The sequence below is a fragment of the Streptomyces sp. NPDC014870 genome, assembly GCF_043081505.1.
Taxonomy (GTDB): domain Bacteria; phylum Actinomycetota; class Actinomycetes; order Streptomycetales; family Streptomycetaceae; genus Streptomyces.
This window is the reverse complement of sequence record NZ_JBIBWQ010000007.1, coordinates 98,479-118,042: the sequence shown is the minus strand read 5'-3', so window position 1 is coordinate 118,042 and position 19,564 is coordinate 98,479. Positions and strand designations below refer to the sequence as shown.

General features: G+C 72.6%; 19 protein-coding genes. 17 read left to right on the top strand and 2 right to left on the bottom strand.

Annotated elements, in window-relative coordinates:
- Positions 1-25: 25 nt before the first annotated feature.
- The 8 genes from ACF09C_RS20845 (at position 26) to ACF09C_RS20810 (ending at position 8,598) form a co-directional block, all read left to right on the top strand.
- Positions 26-1,138 (top strand): quinone-dependent dihydroorotate dehydrogenase, encoded by a 1,113-nt coding sequence (locus tag ACF09C_RS20845; RefSeq protein ID WP_392093161.1) that lies wholly within the window; start codon positions 26-28, stop codon positions 1,136-1,138.
- Positions 1,135-1,971, top strand: coding sequence for an orotidine-5'-phosphate decarboxylase (gene pyrF, locus ACF09C_RS20840; protein WP_392093159.1), 837 nt, complete (start codon positions 1,135-1,137; stop codon positions 1,969-1,971). Before ACF09C_RS20845 ends, pyrF begins: the two co-directional genes overlap by 4 nt.
- A 274-nt stretch (positions 1,972-2,245) precedes the next feature.
- Complete coding sequence (locus ACF09C_RS20835) at positions 2,246-2,569, top strand: integration host factor (protein ID WP_030693098.1); 324 nt, start codon at positions 2,246-2,248, stop codon at positions 2,567-2,569.
- 49 nt (positions 2,570-2,618) lie between these two features.
- Positions 2,619-3,182, top strand: coding sequence for a guanylate kinase (gmk, locus tag ACF09C_RS20830; RefSeq protein ID WP_362428740.1), 564 nt, complete (start codon positions 2,619-2,621; stop codon positions 3,180-3,182).
- A 70-nt stretch (positions 3,183-3,252) separates the two neighbouring features.
- Entirely contained in the window at positions 3,253-3,525 is a 273-nt protein-coding gene (rpoZ, locus tag ACF09C_RS20825) for a DNA-directed RNA polymerase subunit omega (RefSeq protein WP_005319902.1), read from the top strand.
- A gap of 68 nt (positions 3,526-3,593) precedes the next feature.
- Complete coding sequence (gene coaBC, locus ACF09C_RS20820) at positions 3,594-4,871, top strand: bifunctional phosphopantothenoylcysteine decarboxylase/phosphopantothenate--cysteine ligase CoaBC (RefSeq protein WP_392093156.1); 1,278 nt, start codon at positions 3,594-3,596, stop codon at positions 4,869-4,871.
- Between the two features lie 257 nt (positions 4,872-5,128).
- A complete protein-coding gene (gene metK, locus ACF09C_RS20815; RefSeq protein WP_392093154.1) occupies positions 5,129-6,337 on the top strand; it encodes a methionine adenosyltransferase in 1,209 nt (402 codons plus the stop codon).
- 116 nt (positions 6,338-6,453) lie between these two features.
- Positions 6,454-8,598, top strand: a complete 2,145-nt coding sequence (locus ACF09C_RS20810) for a primosomal protein N' (protein WP_392093153.1) — start codon at positions 6,454-6,456, stop codon at positions 8,596-8,598.
- A gap of 108 nt (positions 8,599-8,706) precedes the next feature.
- On the opposite strand, the gene ACF09C_RS20805 is transcribed toward ACF09C_RS20810, so the two are convergent.
- Positions 8,707-9,225 carry a hypothetical protein gene (locus ACF09C_RS20805; RefSeq protein WP_392093151.1) on the bottom strand — a complete coding sequence of 173 codons (519 nt, stop codon included), beginning with the start codon at positions 9,223-9,225 and terminating at the stop codon, positions 8,707-8,709.
- 222 nt (positions 9,226-9,447) lie between these two features.
- Here ACF09C_RS20805 and fmt point away from each other — a divergent pair, with 222 nt between their 5' ends.
- From fmt to ACF09C_RS20765, 8 genes are all read left to right on the top strand, one after another.
- A complete protein-coding gene (gene fmt, locus ACF09C_RS20800; protein WP_392093149.1) occupies positions 9,448-10,380 on the top strand; it encodes a methionyl-tRNA formyltransferase in 933 nt (310 codons plus the stop codon).
- Positions 10,367-10,762, top strand: coding sequence for a hypothetical protein (locus ACF09C_RS20795; RefSeq protein WP_392093147.1), 396 nt, complete (start codon positions 10,367-10,369; stop codon positions 10,760-10,762). Before fmt ends, ACF09C_RS20795 begins: the two co-directional genes overlap by 14 nt.
- 38 nt (positions 10,763-10,800) lie before the next feature.
- Entirely contained in the window at positions 10,801-12,222 is a 1,422-nt protein-coding gene (locus tag ACF09C_RS20790; RefSeq protein ID WP_392093145.1) for an RsmB/NOP family class I SAM-dependent RNA methyltransferase, read from the top strand.
- Between the two features lie 134 nt (positions 12,223-12,356).
- Positions 12,357-13,040, top strand: coding sequence for a ribulose-phosphate 3-epimerase (gene rpe / locus ACF09C_RS20785; RefSeq protein WP_392093143.1), 684 nt, complete (start codon positions 12,357-12,359; stop codon positions 13,038-13,040).
- 222 nt (positions 13,041-13,262) lie between these two features.
- On the top strand, positions 13,263-14,279 hold the full coding sequence (locus ACF09C_RS20780; protein WP_362420638.1) for a sugar-binding domain-containing protein: 1,017 nt from the start codon (positions 13,263-13,265) through the stop codon (positions 14,277-14,279).
- Positions 14,280-14,352: 73 nt separating this feature from the next.
- Positions 14,353-14,763: a ribonuclease domain-containing protein gene (locus ACF09C_RS20775; protein ID WP_392093141.1), complete on the top strand. Its 411-nt coding sequence runs from the start codon at positions 14,353-14,355 to the stop codon at positions 14,761-14,763.
- Complete coding sequence (locus tag ACF09C_RS20770) at positions 14,750-15,118, top strand: barstar family protein (RefSeq protein WP_392093139.1); 369 nt, start codon at positions 14,750-14,752, stop codon at positions 15,116-15,118. The genes ACF09C_RS20775 and ACF09C_RS20770 overlap by 14 nt, the downstream gene beginning before the upstream one ends.
- A 105-nt stretch (positions 15,119-15,223) precedes the next feature.
- Positions 15,224-16,666 carry a GuaB1 family IMP dehydrogenase-related protein gene (locus ACF09C_RS20765; RefSeq protein WP_392093138.1) on the top strand — a complete coding sequence of 481 codons (1,443 nt, stop codon included), beginning with the start codon at positions 15,224-15,226 and terminating at the stop codon, positions 16,664-16,666.
- Positions 16,667-16,734: 68 nt separating this feature from the next.
- On the opposite strand, the gene ACF09C_RS20760 is transcribed toward ACF09C_RS20765, so the two are convergent.
- Positions 16,735-17,724 carry a GDSL-type esterase/lipase family protein gene (locus tag ACF09C_RS20760; protein ID WP_392093137.1) on the bottom strand — a complete coding sequence of 330 codons (990 nt, stop codon included), beginning with the start codon at positions 17,722-17,724 and terminating at the stop codon, positions 16,735-16,737.
- A 355-nt stretch (positions 17,725-18,079) separates the two neighbouring features.
- Between ACF09C_RS20760 and ACF09C_RS20755 the strand changes: the two genes are divergently transcribed.
- Positions 18,080-19,561: an amino acid permease gene (locus ACF09C_RS20755; protein ID WP_392093135.1), complete on the top strand. Its 1,482-nt coding sequence runs from the start codon at positions 18,080-18,082 to the stop codon at positions 19,559-19,561.
- The last annotated feature ends 3 nt before the right edge of the window (positions 19,562-19,564 follow it).

Here is a 19,564-nt window from a genome sequence, read left to right as displayed (position 1 = left end):
TCCCCCTCTTGCTGAGGACACCCACATGTACAAGTTCTTCTTCCACCTCGTCTTCAAGCGGATGGACCCGGAGGAGGCCCACTACCTGGCCTTCCGCTGGATCCGGCTGGCCGCCCGCGTCCCCGTGCTCCGCACTTTCGTCGCCGCCGTCCTCGCGCCCCGGCACAAAGAGCTGCGCACCGAGGCGCTCGGCCTGCGCATGCACGGCCCCTTCGGGCTCGCCGCCGGCTTCGACAAGAACGCCGTCGCCATCGACGGCATGTCGATGCTCGGCTTCGACCACGTCGAGATCGGCACGGTCACCGGCGAGGCCCAGCCGGGCAACCCCAAGCAGCGGCTCTTCCGGCTGGTCCCCGACCGCGCCCTGATCAACCGCATGGGCTTCAACAACGAGGGCTCCGCCGCCGTCGCGGAGCGGCTCCACGCGCGCGTGCCGGTCTTCAGGACCGTCGTGGGCGTCAACATCGGCAAGACCAAGGTCGTCCCGGAGGCCGAGGCCGCCGCCGACTACGTGAAGTCCACCGAGCGCCTCGCCGCGCACGCCGACTACCTCGTCGTCAACGTCTCCTCGCCGAACACCCCCGGCCTGCGCAACCTCCAGGCCACCGAGTCCCTGCGCCCGCTCCTCACGGCCGTGCGCGAGGCCGCCGACCGCACGGTCACCGACCGGCGCGTCCCCCTCCTGGTCAAGATCGCCCCCGACCTGGCGGACGAGGACGTCGACGCCGTCGCCGACCTGGCCCTCGAACTCGGCCTCGACGGCATCATCGCCACCAACACGACCATCGCCCGCGAGGGCCTCGGCCTGACGTCCGACCCGGCTCTGGTCAAGGAGACCGGCGGTCTCTCCGGGGCCCCCGTCAAGGAGCGCTCCCTGGCCGTCCTGAGGCGCCTGCACGCGCGCGTGGGCGACCGGCTCGTCCTCGTGGGCGTCGGCGGCATCGAGAACGCCGAGGACGCCTGGCAGCGCATCCTGGCCGGCGCCACGCTGATCCAGGGCTACAGCGCCTTCATCTACGAGGGCCCCTTCTACGCCCGCGCGATCCACAAGGGCCTCGCGGCGCGCCTCGCGGCCTCCCCGTACGCCACCCTCGCCGAGGCCGTCGGCGCCGACAACCGAAAGGCCACCACCCCGTGACGCTCTCCTTCGGCACCCGCCTCCGCTCCGCGATGGACGAGCGCGGTCCGCTCTGCGTGGGCATCGACCCGCACGCGGCCCTGCTCGACTCCTGGGGCCTGACCGACGACATCGCCGGCCTGGAGCGCTTCACCTTCACGGTCGTCGAGGCGCTGGCGGACACCGTCGCGGTCTTCAAGCCGCAGGCCGCCTTCTTCGAGCGCTTCGGCTCCCGCGGGGTCGCCGTCCTGGAGCGCGCCACCGCCGATCTGCGGGCCGCGGGCGGTCTCGTGGTCATGGACGCCAAACGCGGCGACATCGGCTCCACCATGGCCGCGTACGCCGAGGCGTTCCTGCGCAAGGACTCCCCGCTGTTCTCGGACGCGCTGACGGTCTCGCCCTACCTCGGCTACGGCTCCCTGAAGCCGGCCGTCGACCTGGCGCGGGAGAACGGCGCCGGCCTGTTCGTCCTCGCGCTGACGTCCAACCCGGAGGGCGCGGAGGTCCAGCGGGCGGTCCGCGAGGACGGCCGGACCATCGGCGCGACCATGCTCGCCCACCTCGCCGCGGAGAACGCGGGGGAGACCCCCATGGGCTCCTTCGGGGCGGTCGTCGGCGCGACGCTGGGCGACCTGTCCTCCTTCGACCTGGACATCAACGGCCCCCTCCTGGCACCCGGTCTCGGTGCCCAGGGAGCGACCCCCGCCGACCTCCCCGCGGTCTTCGGCGCGGCGGTCCGCAACGTGGTCCCGAACGTCAGCCGGGGGGTCCTCAAGCACGGTCCGGACGCCGCCGCCCTGCGCGCCTCGGCGGAGCGCTACGCGACCGAGATCCGCGAGGCCGTCGCCCTCTGACGGCCCGCGGGAGCAATCCGCAGGTGAGGGCCGTCTCACTCCTTGACAGGATCCTTACCCAAATCCCGGTCGTTATGTCTGAAAAGTCCTGGTCGGTAGATGCTGACCAGGACTTTTCGCTTGTTCTCGCTGACTGGAGGCACTTTCGCCGCTAGTCTCCGGGGCAGAGTCAGCGTTCAGCGGTTCCCACGTTGTTCGTTGCTCCACTGGTGTGGGGCGTCCAGCCTTCGCACCGGTCCGTATCCGACAGTTCGACATCCGAGGTGACGTAGGCGTGGCTCTTCCGCCCCTTACCCCTGAACAGCGCGCAGCCGCGCTCGAAAAGGCCGCCGCGGCTCGCCGGGAGCGGGCCGAGGTCAAGAATCGACTCAAGCACTCCGGCGCCTCCCTCCACGAGGTCATCAAGTCGGGCCAGGAGAACGACGTCATCGGCAAGATGAAGGTCTCCGCGCTCCTTGAGTCCCTGCCCGGCGTGGGCAAGGTCCGCGCCAAGCAGATCATGGAGCGACTCGGCATCTCCGAGAGCCGCCGCGTGCGGGGGCTCGGTTCCAACCAGATCGCCTCCCTGGAGCGCGAGTTCGGCTCCACCGGCGCCTGAAGCGGGATCGCCGTCCCAGGCACCCCCGTAAAGCTGGAATAATCGCTGCATGGCAGCAGAGGTACGTCCGCGGCTGACCGTGCTCTCCGGCCCCTCAGGGGTCGGCAAGAGCACGGTCGTCGCTCATATGCGCAAGGTCCACCCCGAGGTCTGGCTCTCGGTGTCGGCCACGACACGAAAGCCGCGCCCCGGCGAGAAGCACGGCGTCCAGTATTTCTTCGTCACGGACGACGAATTCGACAAGCTGGTCGCCAACGGGGAGCTCCTCGAATGGGCCGAGTTCGCGGGCAACCGCTACGGCACGCCGCGTCAGGCGGTCCTGGAGCGTCTGGAGGCCGGTGAGCCGGTCCTCCTGGAGATCGACCTCCAGGGAGCCCGGCAGGTCAAGGAGTCCATGAAGGACTCCCAGCTGGTCTTCCTCGCCCCGCCGAGCTGGGACGAACTCGTCCGCCGGCTCACCGGCCGGGGCACGGAGTCGCCCGAGGTCATCGAGCGCCGGCTCGCGGCCGCCAAGGTCGAACTGGCCGCCGAGCCGGAGTTCGACACCACCCTGGTCAACACCTCCGTCGAGGACGTGGCGCGTGAGCTGCTAGCCTTGATGAACGTTGTTTGATCTTTTTCTGATCACCTGGATCTGATCACCCGGATCAGCTCACCCAGAAGTTTCTTCGGAAGGCTAGAGCGTGTCCTCTTCCATCACCGCGCCCGAGGGCATCATCAACCCGCCGATCGACGAGCTGCTCGAGGCGACGGACTCGAAGTACAGCCTCGTGATCTACGCGGCCAAGCGCGCGCGCCAGATCAACGCGTACTACTCGCAGCTCGGCGAGGGCCTGCTCGAGTACGTCGGCCCGCTCGTCGACACCCACGTGCACGAGAAGCCGCTCTCGATCGCCCTGCGCGAGATCAACGCGGGTCTGCTGACCTCCGAGGCCATCGAGGGCCCGGCGCAGTAAGCGCGTCAGCACGTTACGTTTCTCACCACAGGCCCGGCGGAAACCGCCGGGCCTGTGGTGTCTCATGGATGCGTACGCATCCGAGTACGCATCGAGTACGCAATCCGAGTGCGGGAGTGGCAGTGGTGACCAAGCCGAAGGTCGTTCTGGGCGTCAGCGGCGGGATCGCCGCCTACAAGGCCTGCGAGCTGCTCCGGCGGCTCACGGAGTCGGGCCATGACGTCCGGGTCGTACCCACGGACTCGGCGCTCCACTTCGTCGGCGCCGCGACCTGGTCCGCGCTCTCCGGCAACCCCGTCTCGACCGAGGTGTGGGAGTCCGTCCACGAGGTCCCGCACGTACGGATCGGACAGGCCGCCGACCTCGTCGTGGTGGCCCCCGCCACCGCCGACATGCTCGCCAAGGCGGCCCACGGCCTCGCCGACGACCTCCTGACCAACACCCTGCTCACGGCCCGCTGTCCGGTCGTCTTCGCCCCGGCGATGCACACCGAGATGTGGGAGCACCCCGCCACCCAGGAGAACGTGGCCACCCTCCGCCGCCGCGGCGCGATCGTCATCGAGCCCGCCGTCGGCCGGCTGACCGGCGTCGACACCGGCAAGGGCCGGCTGCCCGACCCCGCCGAGATCTTCGAGGTCTGCCGCAGGATCCTCTCCCGCGGCGCCGCCGCGCCCGACCTCGTCGGCCGCCACGTCGTGGTCAGCGCCGGCGGCACCCGCGAGCCCCTCGACCCGGTCCGCTACCTGGGCAACCGCTCCTCCGGCAAGCAGGGCTACGCCCTCGCCAAGGCCGCCGCGGCCCGGGGCGCCCGCGTCACGCTCGTCGAGGCGAACACCGGCATCCCCGACCCGGCCGGGGTCGACGTCGTCCACGTGGGCACCGCGATCCAGCTCCGCGAGGCCGTGCTCAAGGCCGCCTCCGACGCCGACGCCGTGGTCATGGCCGCCGCGGTGGCCGACTTCCGCCCGGCCGTCTACGCGACCGGCAAGATCAAGAAGCAGGACGGCGTCGAGGCCCCGGTCGTGGAACTGGTCCGCAACCCCGACATCCTCGCCGAGATCTCCGCCGACCGTGCCCTGCCCGGACAGGTCGTCGTGGGCTTCGCCGCCGAGACGGACGACGTGCTCGCCAACGGCCGCGAGAAGCTCCGCCGCAAGGGCTGCGACCTGCTCGTGGTCAACGAGGTGGGCGAGCGCAAGACCTTCGGCTCCGAGGAGAACGAGGCCGTGGTCCTCGCCGCCGACGGCTCCGACACGCCCGTGCCGTACGGGCCGAAGGAAGCACTCGCCGAGACGGTCTGGGACCTCGTGGCACCCCGTCTGCGCTCCCTTCCCCCGGGAAACTAGGGGAAATCTCACCCCTGGCCGGAATTCACCGTCCCGGCCGAGTGAACACCCCGGGATTCCCGTCCTCGCGGGCGGGCGGGAGGGGTGTCCGTGGGGCGGGTGGGGCCGGATTCGGTGACCGCAGGGCTCCCACCTTGCGAGACACCTGCCCCAATGCCCGATGACGCCCGATAGACTGTTCTCGGTACGACGCGGGGCGCAGCCCCCTGCCGTCCGACATTGTTCAGCCAGCAGCCGCTGCAACCCCAGGGAGCATTGTGTCCCGTCGTCTGTTCACTTCGGAGTCCGTGACCGAAGGTCACCCCGACAAGATCGCTGACCAGATCAGCGACACCATTCTCGACGCGCTGCTGCGCGAGGACCCCACGTCCCGCGTCGCCGTCGAGACGCTGATCACCACCGGCCTCGTGCACGTCGCCGGAGAGGTCACCACGAAGGCGTGGGCCGACATCCCCACCCTCGTACGGAACAAGATCCTCGAGATCGGGTACGACTCCTCGAAGAAGGGCTTCGACGGCGCGTCCTGCGGCGTCTCGGTCTCCATCGGGTCGCAGTCCCCGGACATCGCGCAGGGCGTCGACACGGCGTACGAGAAGCGCGTCGAGGGCGACGAGGACGAGCTGGACAAGCAGGGCGCCGGCGACCAGGGCCTGATGTTCGGCTACGCCTCCGACGAGACCCCCGAGCTCATGCCGCTCCCGATCTACCTGGCGCACCGGCTCTCCCGCCGGCTCACCGAGGTGCGCAAGAACGGGACCATCCCGTACCTGCGCCCCGACGGCAAGACCCAGGTCACCATCGAGTACGACGGCGACAAGGCCGTCCGTCTCGACACGGTCGTGGTCTCCTCGCAGCACGCCTCGGACATCGACCTGGAGTCGCTGCTCGCGCCCGACATCCGCGAGTTCGTCGTCGAGCACGTCCTGAAGCAGCTCGTCGAGGACGGCATCAAGCTGGACACCGACGGCTACCGCCTGCTGGTCAACCCGACCGGCCGCTTCGAGATCGGCGGCCCGATGGGCGACGCCGGCCTCACCGGCCGCAAGATCATCATCGACACCTACGGCGGCATGGCCCGCCACGGTGGCGGCGCCTTCTCCGGCAAGGACCCGTCCAAGGTCGACCGCTCCGCCGCCTACGCCATGCGCTGGGTGGCCAAGAACGTCGTGGCCGCCGGCCTCGCCTCGCGCTGCGAGGTCCAGGTCGCGTACGCGATCGGCAAGGCGGAGCCCGTGGGTCTGTTCGTCGAGACCTTCGGCACCAACACGGTCGAGACCGAGAAGATCGAGAACGCCATCGGTGAGGTCTTCGACCTCCGCCCGGCCGCGATCATCCGCGACCTCGACCTGCTCCGCCCGATCTACTCCCAGACCGCGGCCTACGGCCACTTCGGCCGTGAGCTTCCCGACTTCACGTGGGAGCGCACCGACCGCGTGGACGCGCTGAAGAAGGCGGCGGGCCTCTAGGACCCGCCCCTCGCACCCGCCGGAAGCCCGGCACCCCCTCGGGGGTGCCGGGCTTCCGCGTACGGCGGACGCGAGGCCCGGGACGACTGTCCGAGCGTTCTGGTAGGTATGAGGCTGTGAGCAGCGAGAACGAGACGCCCGAGGACGCGGCCGGTGAGCCGCACGAGCAGCTCGCGCTCATCCGGGAGACGGTCCGCAAGGCCAAGGTGCCCCGGGCCAAGCCGCGGACCTGGCGCGGGGCCGCGCTCGCCAAGGAGCTGCCCGTGGCGCGGGTGGTGGTCAACAAGGGCGTGCTCCACCTCGACCAGTTCTTCGACTACGCCGTGCCCGAGGAGCTCGACGCCGTCGCGCAGCCCGGAGTCCGGGTACGCGTGCGGTTCGGCGCCGGCGCGCACCAGATCAGGGACGGCCGTCGCGAGGGCGGACGGCTGATCGACGGCTTCCTCGTCGAGCGGCGCGCCGAGTCGGACTACAAGGGCGCCCTGGCCGCGCTCGCGGACGTCGTGTCGCCCGAGCCGGTCCTCAGCGCCGAGCTGCTCGGACTCGCGCGGGCGGTCGCCGACCGGTACGCGGGCAGCCTCGCGGACGTCCTCCAGCTGGCCGTGCCGCCCCGCAGCGCGCGGGCCGAGGGCAAGGCCTCCCCGGACCCGCTGCCGCCGCCCGCACGGCCCGAGACGGGCACCTGGACGCGGTACGAGCGGGGTCCCGGCTTCCTGGACGCCCTCGCGCGCGGCGCGGCCCCACGGGCCGTCTGGAACGCGCTGCCGGGGCCCCACTGGGCCGAGGAACTCGCCCGCGCGGTCGGCGCCACCCTGGCCTCCGGGCGCGGCGCCCTCGTCGTCGTCCCCGACGGGCGGGCCGCGGGCCGCGTGGACGAGGCGCTGACGGCGCTCCTGGGGTCCGGGCGGCACGCCCTGCTCACCGCCGACGCCGGTCCTGAGAAGCGGTACGCCCAGTGGCTCGCGGTACGGCGCGGCTCCGTGCGGGCGGTCGTCGGCACGCGCGCCGCGATGTTCGCGCCCGTCCGCGACCTCGGGCTCGTCGCCATCTGGGACGACGGCGACGGCAGTCACAGCGAGCCGCACGCCCCGCAGCCCCACGCGCGCGACGTCCTGCTGCTGCGCGCCGCCCACGGCCGCTGCGCCTTCCTGCTCGGCTCCACCAGCTGCACGGTCGAGGCCGCCCAGCTCGTGGCGACCGGCTGGGCCGCGCCGCTCGTCGCCGGACGCGATCAGGTGCGGATCGCCGCCCCGCTCGTACGGACCGTGGGCGACGAGCTGCTCGCCCGCGACGAGGCGGCCCGGGCCGCCCGGCTGCCGTCGCTGGCCTGGGAGACCGTGCGGGAGGGCCTGAAGACCGGCCCGGTGCTCGTCCAGGTGCCGCGCAGGGGTTACGTACCGAGGCTGGCCTGCGAGCGCTGCCGCACGCCCGCCCGCTGCCGGCACTGCGCCGGCCCGCTGGAGGCGCCCGAGCAGCAGGAGCTGCGGTGCGGCTGGTGCGGGCGGGGCGCCCCGGACTGGCACTGCGTGGAGTGCGGCTCGTCGAGGCTGCGGGCCAGCATCGTGGGCGCGCGCCGCACGGCCGAGGAGCTGGGCCGGGCGTTTCCCGCGGTGCCGGTACGGACGTCGGGGCGGGACCACGTCCTGGACAGCGTGCCGGGGCGACCCGCGCTCGTGGTCTCCACCCCGGGGGCGGAACCGGTCGCCGAGGGCGGCTACGCGGCGGCGCTGCTCCTCGACGGCTGGGCCATGCTCGGCCGCCCCGACCTGCGCGCGGGCGAGGAGGCGCTACGGCGCTGGATCGACGCGGCCGCGCTGGTGCGGGGCCAGGGGGAGGGCGGCACGGTCGTGGTCGTCGCCGAGCCGACGCTGCGGCCGGTGCAGGCGCTGGTGCGGTGGGACCCGGTCGGCCACGCCCAGCGCGAGCTGGCGGAGCGGGCGGAGCTCGGCTTCCCCCCGGTCTCCCGGATGGCCGCGGTCTCCGGCCCGCCGGAGGCGGTCGAGGCCTTCCTGACCGGTGCGGAACTCCCGGGCGACGCGGAGGTCCTGGGCCCGGTGCCGCTCCCCGTCGTACGCCCCGGCGGACAGCGCCGACCGGGGGACCCGCCACCGGGGGAGCAGTGGGACCGGGCCCTGATCCGCGTCCCGCCCGGCACGGGCGCGGCCTTGGCGACGGCCCTCAAACACGCCCGCGCCGCGCGGCTGTCGCGCGGCGCGGGGGACCCGGTACGGGTCAGGGTGGACCCACCGGACATCGGGTGACGGCCGCGCCTTCGATGGCCGCCCCTCTGCGGCCGACGGTCCGTGGCCGGGCCGGCGGTCCGAGGCCAGCGGTCCGTGGCCGGCGCTGCGTGGCCGGGGCGGCGAAGGTCAGCCGTTGCGCGGGCCCGGGAAGGCCGGCGGGCGGGGGTCCTCGCGGAGGGACGGGGTCACGGAGGTCGGCTGCGGCGGCATGGTGCGGGCCGGTGGCACCACCGGCATGGTGCGCGTCGTGCCCGGCTCGGGCGCGTGCTCCTGGTCCACGACGAGCCCGGGCTGGGGCGTGCGGCGCGCGCCGTAGCGGCGGTGGACGGCCTGCTTCGTGACCCCGAGCGCCGAGCCCACCGCGTCCCACGAGAACCCGAGCGAGCGGTCGAAGTCGACGGCCGCCGTCACCAGGGTCTCGACGCTGTCCCGCAGCTCCTGGGCCAGCCGGACGGTCGGGGCGGGCGCCCGCCCGTAGACGACGAAGCCCGTCGACGGGCCGGAGCGGCGCGGGCGGTAGACATTGCCCAACTGGGCCGTGAGCGTGCGCAGTGCGTCGACCTGCCGCCGGACCCGCTCGATGTCCCGCACCAACAGGTGCAGACTTGCCCGGGCTTGGGCGTCGTGGGTTGCGTGGTCGGCCATGTGAAAAGCCTCTCGAACCGGCGTGGAAAAGGGTCGGGCCACGACGAGGGCGGGCCCGTTTCGGTCAATCTCTCTTGACCAACGCGCCACCCGGGGTTGGGTCACGCTGCGGGGGCGTACACGCATATGCACGGGGCGCTCGTCGCCACGTACGCCCCCTGCTGCCCCGGCCTCTAGACTGGTGCGCTGCCCTCCACCACCCCGACATGCGAGGTTTTCCGAGTGAAGCTGGTCTTCGCAGGCACCCCCGAGGTCGCCGTGCCCGCCCTGGACGCCCTGCTCGCCTCCGGCCGGCACGAGGTGGCCGCCGTCGTCACCCGCCCCGACGCCCCCGCAGGCCGTGGCCGGCGCCTGGTGGCGAGCCCGGTCGCCGAGCGGGCGGAGGAGGCCGGGATCGAGATCCTCAAGCCGGCGAGGCCGCGTGACGAGGCGTTCCTCGCGCGGCTGCGCGAGATCGCCCCGGACTGCTGCCCGGTCGTCGCGTACGGCGCGCTGCTGCCGAAGGTCGCCCTCGACATCCCCGCCCAGGGCTGGGTCAACCTGCACTTCTCGCTGCTGCCCGCGTGGCGTGGCGCGGCGCCGGTCCAGCACGCGGTGATGGCGGGCGACGAGGTCACCGGCGCGTCGACGTTCCAGATCGAGGAGGGGCTCGACTCCGGCCCGGTCTACGGCGTGATCACCGAGGACGTGCGTCCCACCGACACCAGCGGCGACCTGCTCACCCGGCTCGCCTTCGCGGGCGCCGGGCTGCTCGCGGCCACGATGGACGGCATCGAGGACGGCACGCTCAAGGCCGTACCGCAGCCCGCCGATGGCATCACCCTCGCGCCCAAGATCCAGGTCGAGGACGCCCACGTGGACTGGAAGGCCCCGGCGCTCCGCGTGGACCGCGTCGTACGCGGCTGCACGCCCGCCCCGGGAGCCTGGACGCTGTTCCGCGGCGAGCGCCTGAAGCTGATCCAGACGGCCCTGCTCCCCGACCGCACGGACCTCACGCCGGGCGAGCTCGCGGCGGGCAAGAACAACGTCCACGTCGGCACGGGCTCGCACGCCGTCGAACTCCTCTGGGTCCAGCCCCAGGGCAAGAAGCCGATGAAGGCCGCCGACTGGGCCCGCGGCGTCCGCATCGCCCCCGGCGAGCGTGTCGGCGTCTAGCGCCGGGGCGGGGGTCGACGAGCACGGCGTGCTCCGGCTGCCCGAGGGCTCTTGGCGGGACTGGACGGTGGCCGGTCACGACGGCAGTCGGCTCCGCCTCGTGGCCGGGTACGACCTCGCGTACCACTACGGCCTCGAACTGGTCTTCACCGACGCCTCCTACGTCCTGTGCCCCTTCGACTTCCTCGATCCGGAGTTCCGCGCGCCGACCGTGGAGGAGCGCGCGAAGATCGCCCGTCTGCTCGGCGAGGAGCCGGCCGTGCTGGTCGCCTTCGAGGCCGATGGCGGGGGGACGGAACCTGCCTCGTGCCTGATCGCGGCCGAGACGCTCGATGTCGTCGTGGGGCGTTTTCCGCGGGTGGGGGCCTCGGACGTAGGCTGAGGGGGTTCGACCTCGTCATTTCTCATGCGGAGCACCTTTTGAGCGAGCAGGCACGTCGCCGTCCCCCCAAGCCGTACCGGCGTCCCAAGAAGGATCCCGTGCGGATCCTGGCCTTCGAGGCGCTGCGGGCGGTCGACGAGCGGGACGCGTACGCGAATCTCGTGCTGCCGCCGCTGCTGAAGAAGGCGCGGGAGAAGGGTGACTTCGACGGGCGGGACGCGGCGCTCGCGACCGAGCTGGTCTACGGGACGCTGCGGCGGCAGGGGACGTACGACGCGATCGTGTCGGCCTGCATCGACCGGCCGCTGCGCGAGGTCGATCCGCCGGTGCTCGACGTGCTGTCGCTCGGCGCGCACCAGCTGCTCGGTACGCGGATCCCGACGCACGCCGCCGTGTCCGCCAGCGTCGAGCTCGCGCGGGTGGTGCTCGGGGACGGGCGGGCCAAGTTCGTGAACGCCGTGCTGCGGAAGATCTCGCAGCACGACCTCGACACCTGGGTCGAGCAGGTCGCCCCGGCCTACGAGGACGACGCCGAGGACCATCTCGCGGTCGTCCACTCCCACCCCCGCTGGGTCGTCTCGGCCCTCTGGGACGCCCTCGGCGGCGGCCGGGCCGGCATCGAGGACCTCCTGGAGGCCGACAACGAGCGGCCCGAGGTCACCCTCGTCGCGCGGCCCGGGCGGGCCACCACCGAGGAGCTGACCGGCGAGGACACGCTGCCCGGGCGCTGGTCGCCGTACGCGGTACGGCTGGCCGAGGGCGGCGAGCCCGGCGCCATCGAGGCCGTCAAGGAGGGCCGGGCCGGCGTCCAGGACGAGGGCAGCCAGCTCGTCGCCATCGCGCTGGCCAACGCGCCGCTCGAGGGCCGCGACCAACGCTGGCTCGACGGCTGCGCGGGACCCGGCGGCAAGGCGGCCCTCCTCGGCGCCCTCGCCGCCGAGCGCGGCGCCGCGCTGCTCGCCTCCGAGAAGCAGCCCCACCGCGCCCGCCTCGTCGAGCGCGCGCTGGCCGGCAACCCCGGCCCGTACCAGGTCATCGCCGCCGACGGCACCCGCCCGCCGTGGCGGCCCGGCTCCTTCGACCGGGTCCTCATGGACGTGCCCTGCTCGGGACTCGGCGCCCTGCGCCGCCGCCCCGAGGCCCGCTGGCGCCGCCGCCCCGAGGACCTGGACGGCTTCGCCCCGCTCCAGCGCGGGCTGCTCCGCGAGGCGCTGTCCGCCGTGCGCGTCGGCGGCGTCGTCGGGTACGCGACCTGCTCGCCCCACCTGGCCGAGACCCGGATCGTCGTCGAGGACGTCCTCAAGGGGCGCGGCGGCCCGGCGGTCGAGGCCGAGTGGATCGACGTACGCCCGCTGATGCCCGGCGTCCCCGCGCTCGGCGACGGACCGGACGTCCAGCTCTGGCCCCACCTCCACGGCACGGACGCGATGTACCTGGCGCTGCTCCGCCGGACCTCCTGACAGTCGACCGAAAGGCCCGGAAGGTCGGTTACATCCCGGCCTTCCGTGCCGGAATCGGGTCCGGAGGTGCCCAGATACGGGTCCGAAACCGCTTCGCGGCAAAGAAGTGCCCAAGAACATGGCAGGCTTGGCACATGGCGCAGATCAACCCCAGCATCCTGTCCGCAGACTTCGCCCGCCTCGCCGAGGAGGCGAAGGCCGTCGACGGCGCCGACTGGCTGCACGTCGATGTCATGGACAACCACTTCGTCCCGAACCTGACCCTCGGTGTGCCGATCGTCGAGTCGCTCGCGAAGGCCACGGACACCCCGCTGGACTGCCACCTCATGATCGAGGACCCGGACCGCTGGGCCCCGCAGTACGTGGAGGCCGGCGCCGGGTCCGTCACCTTCCACGTCGAGGCGGCCGCCGCCCCGGTGCGGCTCGCCCGCGAGATCCGGGCCAAGGGGGCGCGGGCCTCGATGGCCCTCAAGCCCGCCACGCCCATCGAGCCCTACGAGGACCTGCTCCCCGAGCTCGACATGCTGCTGATCATGACCGTCGAGCCCGGCTTCGGCGGCCAGGCCTTCCTCGACATCATGCTGCCCAAGATCCGCCGCACCCGTGAGCTGATCTCCAAGCACGGTCTTGAGCTGTGGCTCCAGGTCGACGGCGGCGTGGCCGAGTCCACCATCGAACGGTGCGCCGAGGCCGGCGCCGACGTCTTCGTGGCCGGATCCGCCGTCTACGGCGCCCACGACCCGGCCGAGGCCGTCCGCTCGCTCCGCGCCAAGGCCGACGCCACGACCGCCACGGCGGCGTGGACGTGTGGCCACTGACCCTCCGGCAGATGAACGCGGTCCGTCGGGGCGCCGACAGGACCGATCGGGACCCGCCGGATCTGACAGGATGAACAGCGGGTCCAGAGTGTGAACGGCCCCGGCACGACCTGAGCACAGAGCAGTACGACAGCAGCACGACGGCAGTACGACGACCAGCACCACGACGCGGCACGTGAGCAGCGGTACGTGAACAGAGCTAAGGAGATCGCGGTGGCGGGAATCTCGGCGGGACGGTCAGCCCTGCGGATGGGACCCGCGGAGCTGGTTCAGGCGGCGGCCATGGCGCGCCGCTTCTACCTCGAGGGCAAGTCCAAGATCCAGATCGCCGAGGAGTTCGGCGTGAGCCGCTTCAAGGTGGCCCGGGTCCTGGAGACCGCGCTCGAACGCGACCTCGTGAGGATCGAGATCCGCGTCCCGGCCGAGCTGGACGCCGAGCGCTCCGACGCGCTCCGCGCCCGCTACGGGCTCCGCCACGCCGTCGTCGTCGAGTCCCCCGCGGAGGGCGAGGACGAGTCGCCCGACCCGGAGAACCTCGGCGAGGTCGCCGCCGACCTGCTCGGCGAGCTGGTCAACGAGGGTGACGTCCTGGGTCTCGCCTGGGGCCGCTCGACCATCCACATGGCCGCCGCCCTCGACCGGCTGCCGCCGTGCACGGTCGTCCAGCTCACCGGCGTGTACGACGCCGGGACCGCCGAGCGCGGCTCCGTCGAGGCGGTACGGCGTGCCGCCCAGGTCTCCGGCGGCGAGGCGCACCCCATCTACGCGCCGATGCTGCTGCCCGACCCGGCCACGGCGGCCGCGCTGCGCAACCAGACGGGCATCGCCCGCGCCTTCGAGTACTTCGACAAGGTCACCGTCGCCTGCGTCTCCATCGGCTCCTGGGAGCCGGGCATCTCGACCGTGCACGACATGCTCACCGACGAGGAGCGCGCCCACTACGCCTCACTCGGTGTCGCCGCCGAGATGTCCGCCCACCTCTTCGACACCGAGGGCCGCCGGGTGGGCCGGGACCTGGGCGAGCGCTGCATCACGGTCGAGGCGGACCGGCTGCGCCGGATCCCCGAGGTCGTGGCGATCGCCGGCGGCCAGCGCAAGGCGGCGGCGATCGGGGCGGTCCTCCGCTCCGGGCTCGTCACCAGCCTCGTGACCGACCGGGCCGCCGCCGACTACCTCCTCACCGAGTCCGCCCCGGCCCCGCGCCCCGCGCTGGAGCGCGCCGACCCGGACGGCGTCTGAGACACCGGCCCGACCGGCCCCCCGTCCGCGCGCACGGCGGGCGGGGCGGCCTGGCTCGTCGTAGCGTCGGGGCATGCTGCTCCGGCCCCTGCGCGCCCTCCTCGGGCTCTTCCTGTGCGTCGGCGTGCTCGTCGGCTGCTCCATCGCCGAGAGCGGCGGAAGCGCCGCCCCCACGGCCCCCACCGGCTCCTCCGGTCTGGCGACGGTCCGGGTCGCGGAGCTCCCGGACGAGGCGCGGGCGACCCTCCGGCTCATCGAGCGCGGCGGGCCCTTCCCGTACGCCAAGGACGGCGCGACCTTCTCCAACTTCGAGCGGATCCTGCCCCGGCGCGAGCGCGGCTACTACCGGGAGTACACCGTCCGCACCCCCGGCGAACGTGACCGGGGCGCCCGGCGTCTCGTCACCGGGCGGGGCGGCGAGGTCTACTACACCGACGACCACTACGAGACCTTTCGGGAGGTACGGCCCGATGAAGCTCGCTGAGGCGCTGCGGGACCCCGTCGTCCTCGATCTGCGCGGGGTCGTGGACAAGGCCGCCTTCATGGACCGCTGCGCGGGCGCCCTCGCGCTGCCGCGCTGGTTCGGCCGGAACTGGGACGCCCTCGCCGACTGCCTGACCGATCTGCCCCGCCCTGTGGCCCTCGTCGTCACCGGGTGGCAGGCTTATGCCACGGCCCGGCCGAGCGACTGGGAGACCGCCCAGGACGTCTTCGCCACGGCCGCCGACACCAGCACCACGGGCCTCACCGTCCTCCTCGCCCTGGGGACCCCGCAGGGGAACCCCCGGGAGAGCACGCTTGGAGGATCGGACGAAGGGGGTCCGGCAAGCCTCGGATGAAACGCCCGGGCCTGGCACGGCCACAGGCGTGGGACAATGAACTACGTGCTTTTTCCCCTGGCTGAAATGCCTAGGGGCCGATCCGAACGACTGGGATGTCAGCACGTGCGTTTCCTCAATGACGTCAAGCCGCCCTACGACCTGACGTACGACGATGTCTTCATGGTGCCGAGCCGCTCGGCCGTGGGTTCCCGCCAGGGCGTGGACCTCGCCTCGCCGGACGGGACCGGGACGACGATCCCGCTGGTCGTCGCCAACATGACCGCGATCGCCGGCCGCCGCATGGCCGAGACCGTCGCCCGCCGCGGCGGCCTGGTGGTCATTCCCCAGGACATCCCGATCGAGGTCGTCACCGACGTCATCTCGTGGGTCAAGAGCCGCCACCACGTCCTGGACACCCCGATCGTCCTCGAGCCCCACCAGACCGTCGCCGACGCGCTCTCGCTGCTGCCCAAGCGCGCGCACAACGCCGGCGTGGTCGTGGACGAGGACCGCCGTCCGGTCGGTGTCGTCACCGACGCGGACCTGTCCGGCGTGGACCGCTTCACGCAGCTCTCCGAGGTCATGTCGAAGGACCTGCTGCTCCTCGACGCCGACATCGAGCCGCGCGACGCGTTCAACACGCTCGACCACGCCAACCGCCGCTACGCCCCGGCCGTGGACAAGGACGGCCGTCTCGTCGGCATCCTGACCCGCAAGGGCGCCCTGCGCGCGACCCTGTACACCCCCGCGACCGACGCGAACGGCAAGCTGCGCATCGCCGCCGCCGTCGGCATCAACGGCGACTTCGTGGGCAAGGCCAAGCAGCTCCTCGACGCGGGCGTCGACACGCTCGTCATCGACACGGCCCACGGCCACCAGGAGTCGATGATCTCCGCGATCAAGGCCGTGCGCGCCCTGGACCCGCAGGTCCCGATCGTCGCCGGCAACATCGTCGCCGCCGAGGGCGTCAAGGACCTCATCGACGCCGGCGCGGACATCATCAAGGTCGGGGTGGGCCCCGGCGCCATGTGCACCACGCGCATGATGACCGGTGTCGGCCGCCCGCAGTTCTCCGCCGTCCTGGAGTGCGCCGCCGAGGCGAAGAAGTACGGCAAGCACGTCTGGGCCGACGGCGGTGTCCGCCACCCGCGCGACGTCGCCATGGCGCTGGCCGCCGGTGCGTCCAACGTGATGATCGGCTCCTGGTTCGCCGGGACCTACGAGTCCCCGGGCGACCTCCAGCACGACGCCCAGGGCCGTGCGTACAAGGAGTCGTTCGGCATGGCCTCCGCCCGCGCCGTGCGCAACCGCACGAGCGAGGAGTCCGCGTACGACCGGGCCCGCAAGGCGCTCTTCGAGGAGGGCATCTCCACCTCGCGGATGTTCCTCGACCCGGCCCGCCCGGGCGTCGAGGACCTGATCGACTCGGTCATCGCCGGTGTCCGCTCCTCCTGCACCTACGCGGGCGCGGCCTCCCTCGCCGAGTTCGAGGAGAAGGCCGTGGTCGGCATCCAGAGCGCCGCCGGCTACGCCGAGGGCAAGCCGCTGCACGCCAGCTGGAGCTAGTCACCCCGTCGCAAGGAGAGCCCCCGCGAGTTCCGACTCGCGGGGGCTCCTGCGTGTCCACCGCCGTCTCACCCGGGTACGTACGGGCCCAGCGCCCCCGCGACCGCCGCCGCGATCCGGGCGTGGCCCCGGTCGTTGGGGTGCAGGCCGTCCGCCAGGTCCTCCGGGTCGAGCAGGGGGCGGCCGGAGAGCACCAGGAGCCGCCCGTCGCCCTCCGCCGCGAGGTCCCGGCCCGCGGCCTCCATGGCCGTGCGCAGCTCCGCCAGCGTGGCGCCCAGGGCGTTGGGGGCGGCCTCGGCCTCGGGGCGCAGGACGGGGGAGAGGATCAGCAGCGGGGCGTCCGGGTGGCCCCGGCGCACCAGGCCCACGTAGGCCCGTACCGTCTCGTACAGCCACCCGGCCGAACTGGGCGCCCTGGACCAGCAGTTGGTGCCGAAGGCGAGGGTCACGAGCTTGCCCGGGAGGCTCGCGAGCTGTTCGGCCAGCGGCAGCTCGCCGCGCGCCCCGCCCGCGAAGCCGAGGTTGACCGTGTCCAGGCCCAGCGCCCGCCCCGCCGTGGCCGGCCAGGAGTGCGCGGGCCGGGTCGACCACCAGCCCTCGGTGATCGAGTCCCCGTGCACCAGCCAGCGCGGCCGCCTCGGGGCGGGGGAGAGGGCGCCCTCGCGCGCCCGCAGCCCGAGCACCACCGGAGCCTGGCTCTCCGGCAGATGGACCGCGAACGTCCCGCCCCCGGGCGGGAGTTCGAGCGCGACCGTGCCCTCCGCCGCCGGGTCGGCGAAGCTCTCACCCACGCAGGCCCCGTCCCGCCAGAGCGCGAAGCAGTGCCGCAGCGCGCCCATCGCGTCCCCGCGGCCGGGAACGGCCGCGCGGTAGCGCAGCTCGACCGCGCGCGTGTCCGGCGAGGCCGTGAACTCCACCCGTACGCCGATCGGCAGCGCCGCCCGCTCGGCGGTGTCCCGGGGCAGCCGGGCCAGATCGTCGGGGTCGGCGCGGACGGCCCGGCCACCGTCCAGCCAGGCCGTGCCGCGCAGGAAGGGAGCGGGTTCCAGCCAGCCCACCGAAGCCTCCGATCGAGGGGACGCCGAGGGCTCGCAGAGTCGTTCATCGGGCACGAGGAGTCAATGCGCACGCGGGACCCGCTTCACACCCCCGTTCGGGCCCCAATGTGCCGATTCATGCGGTGGGGCGCAATGTTTCCCCGTCTGGGCCGCGAGCGCGCAATGATCTTCTGTGGGTGCGCAACAACCCTGCATTACGAGCGCGAAGCGCGTGGGCTTAGGCTCATGCCTCGTACCAGGAGTGGCGGCGACCGCCTTCTCGGCGGTTCCCCCTTCCCTCGCGGGCTCATTCGTGCTGCCCGCGTACCGCCGTGGTCGTCGCATTTCGACAGGCAGCGATCAAGGAGCCTTCGCAGTGCTGGATCAAGGCACAGCCTCACCGGCCACCGAGCCGACCGTCCCCAAGACCTCCGGGCTCTCCGCCCTGACCCGGCGCAAGCCGGTAGAACGCCTGGTCGCCGAGGGTGGCCAGGGTGAGGGCGGCTCGCTCCGCCGCTCGCTGTCGATGTGGCAGCTCACCATGATCAGCATCGGTGCCACGCTCGGCACCGGCATCTTCGTCGTCCTCGGCGACGCAGTCCCGAAGGCCGGCCCCGCCGTCACGATCGCCTTCGTCATCGCCGGTCTCACCGCGCTCTTCTCGGCCCTCTCGTACGCCGAGCTGGCCGGCTCCATACCGGTCGCGGGTTCCTCGTACTCGTATGCGTACGCAACGATGGGTGAACTCGTCGCCTGGGTCTGCGGCTGGTGCCTGGTCCTGGAGTACGGCGTCTCCGTCGCCGCCGTGGCGGTCGGCTGGGGCGAGTACCTCAACGAGCTGCTCGACGGCACGATCGGCGTCACCATCCCCGACGTGCTCTCCTCCGCCCCCGGTGAGGGCGGCATCCTCAACCTGCCGGGCCTGATCGTCGTCCTGCTCGCGATGGTCTTCCTGCTCGGCGGCGCCCGCGAGTCCGCGCTCGTCAACACCGTCATGGTGTTCGTGAAGATCGCCGCGCTCGTCCTCTTCTGCGCCATCGGCTTCATGGGCTTCAAGTCCGGCAACTACGCCGACTTCATGCCGCTCGGCATGGCCGGCGTCAGCGCCGCCGGAGCGAGCCTCTTCTTCTCGTACATCGGCTTCGACGCCGCCTCCACCGCCGGTGAGGAGGCGAAGAACCCGAAGCGCGACCTGCCCCGCGCGATCATGCTCTCGCTGCTCATCGTCACCGTCCTCTACGTCCTCGTCGCGGCCGTCGCCGTCGGCGCGTGGAACTGGAAGGACTTCGAGGGCTCCGAGGCCTCGCTCGCCGCGATCATGAACGACGTCAGCGGCCAGAAGTTCTGGGGCACCCTGCTCGCCGCCGGCGCCGTCATCTCGATCGCCAGCGTCGTGCTGACCGTCCTCTACGGCCAGACCCGCGTGCTGTTCGCGATGTCCCGCGACGGCCTCGTGCCCAAGGTCTTCGGCAAGGTCAGCGGCAAGACCGGCACCCCGCGCGTGAACACCGTCATCGTCTCGCTGTTCTGCGCCGCCCTCGCCTCCGTCATCCCGCTGGGCAAGCTCGTCGACGCCACCAGCATCGGCACCCTGTTCGCCTTCGCCCTGGTCAACATCGCGGTGATCGTCCTGCGCCGCACCCGTCCGGACATGGACCGCACCTTCCGTGTGCCGCTGGGCTGGACCTTCCCGATCCTCGGCTTCGGGTTCTGCGTCTACAACATGTTCAGCCTGGACTCGGTCACCTGGGTGGTCTTCGGTTGCTGGATGGCCGCGGGCCTCGTGTTCTACTTCCTGTACGGCATGCGCCGCTCCCGCCTGGCCACCGAAGCCGGGGCCGTCCAGACAGAGAAGTGATCC

What these genes read in the sequence shown, in the direction of transcription:
- gmk (WP_362428740.1), top strand. Translation starts at nt 2,619, where the DNA reads ATGGCAGCAGAGGTACGTCCGCGGCTGACCGTGCTCTCCGGCCCCTCA.
- rpe (WP_392093143.1), top strand. Translation starts at nt 12,357, where the DNA reads ATGGCGCAGATCAACCCCAGCATCCTGTCCGCAGACTTCGCCCGCCTC.
- ACF09C_RS20775 (WP_392093141.1), top strand. Translation starts at nt 14,353, where the DNA reads ATGCTGCTCCGGCCCCTGCGCGCCCTCCTCGGGCTCTTCCTGTGCGTC.
- ACF09C_RS20845 (WP_392093161.1), top strand. Translation starts at nt 26, where the DNA reads ATGTACAAGTTCTTCTTCCACCTCGTCTTCAAGCGGATGGACCCGGAG.
- coaBC (WP_392093156.1), top strand. Translation starts at nt 3,594, where the DNA reads ATGCGTACGCATCCGAGTACGCATCGAGTACGCAATCCGAGTGCGGGA.
- ACF09C_RS20770 (WP_392093139.1), top strand. Translation starts at nt 14,750, where the DNA reads ATGAAGCTCGCTGAGGCGCTGCGGGACCCCGTCGTCCTCGATCTGCGC.
- ACF09C_RS20805 (WP_392093151.1), bottom strand. Translation starts at nt 9,225, where the DNA reads ATGGCCGACCACGCAACCCACGACGCCCAAGCCCGGGCAAGTCTGCAC.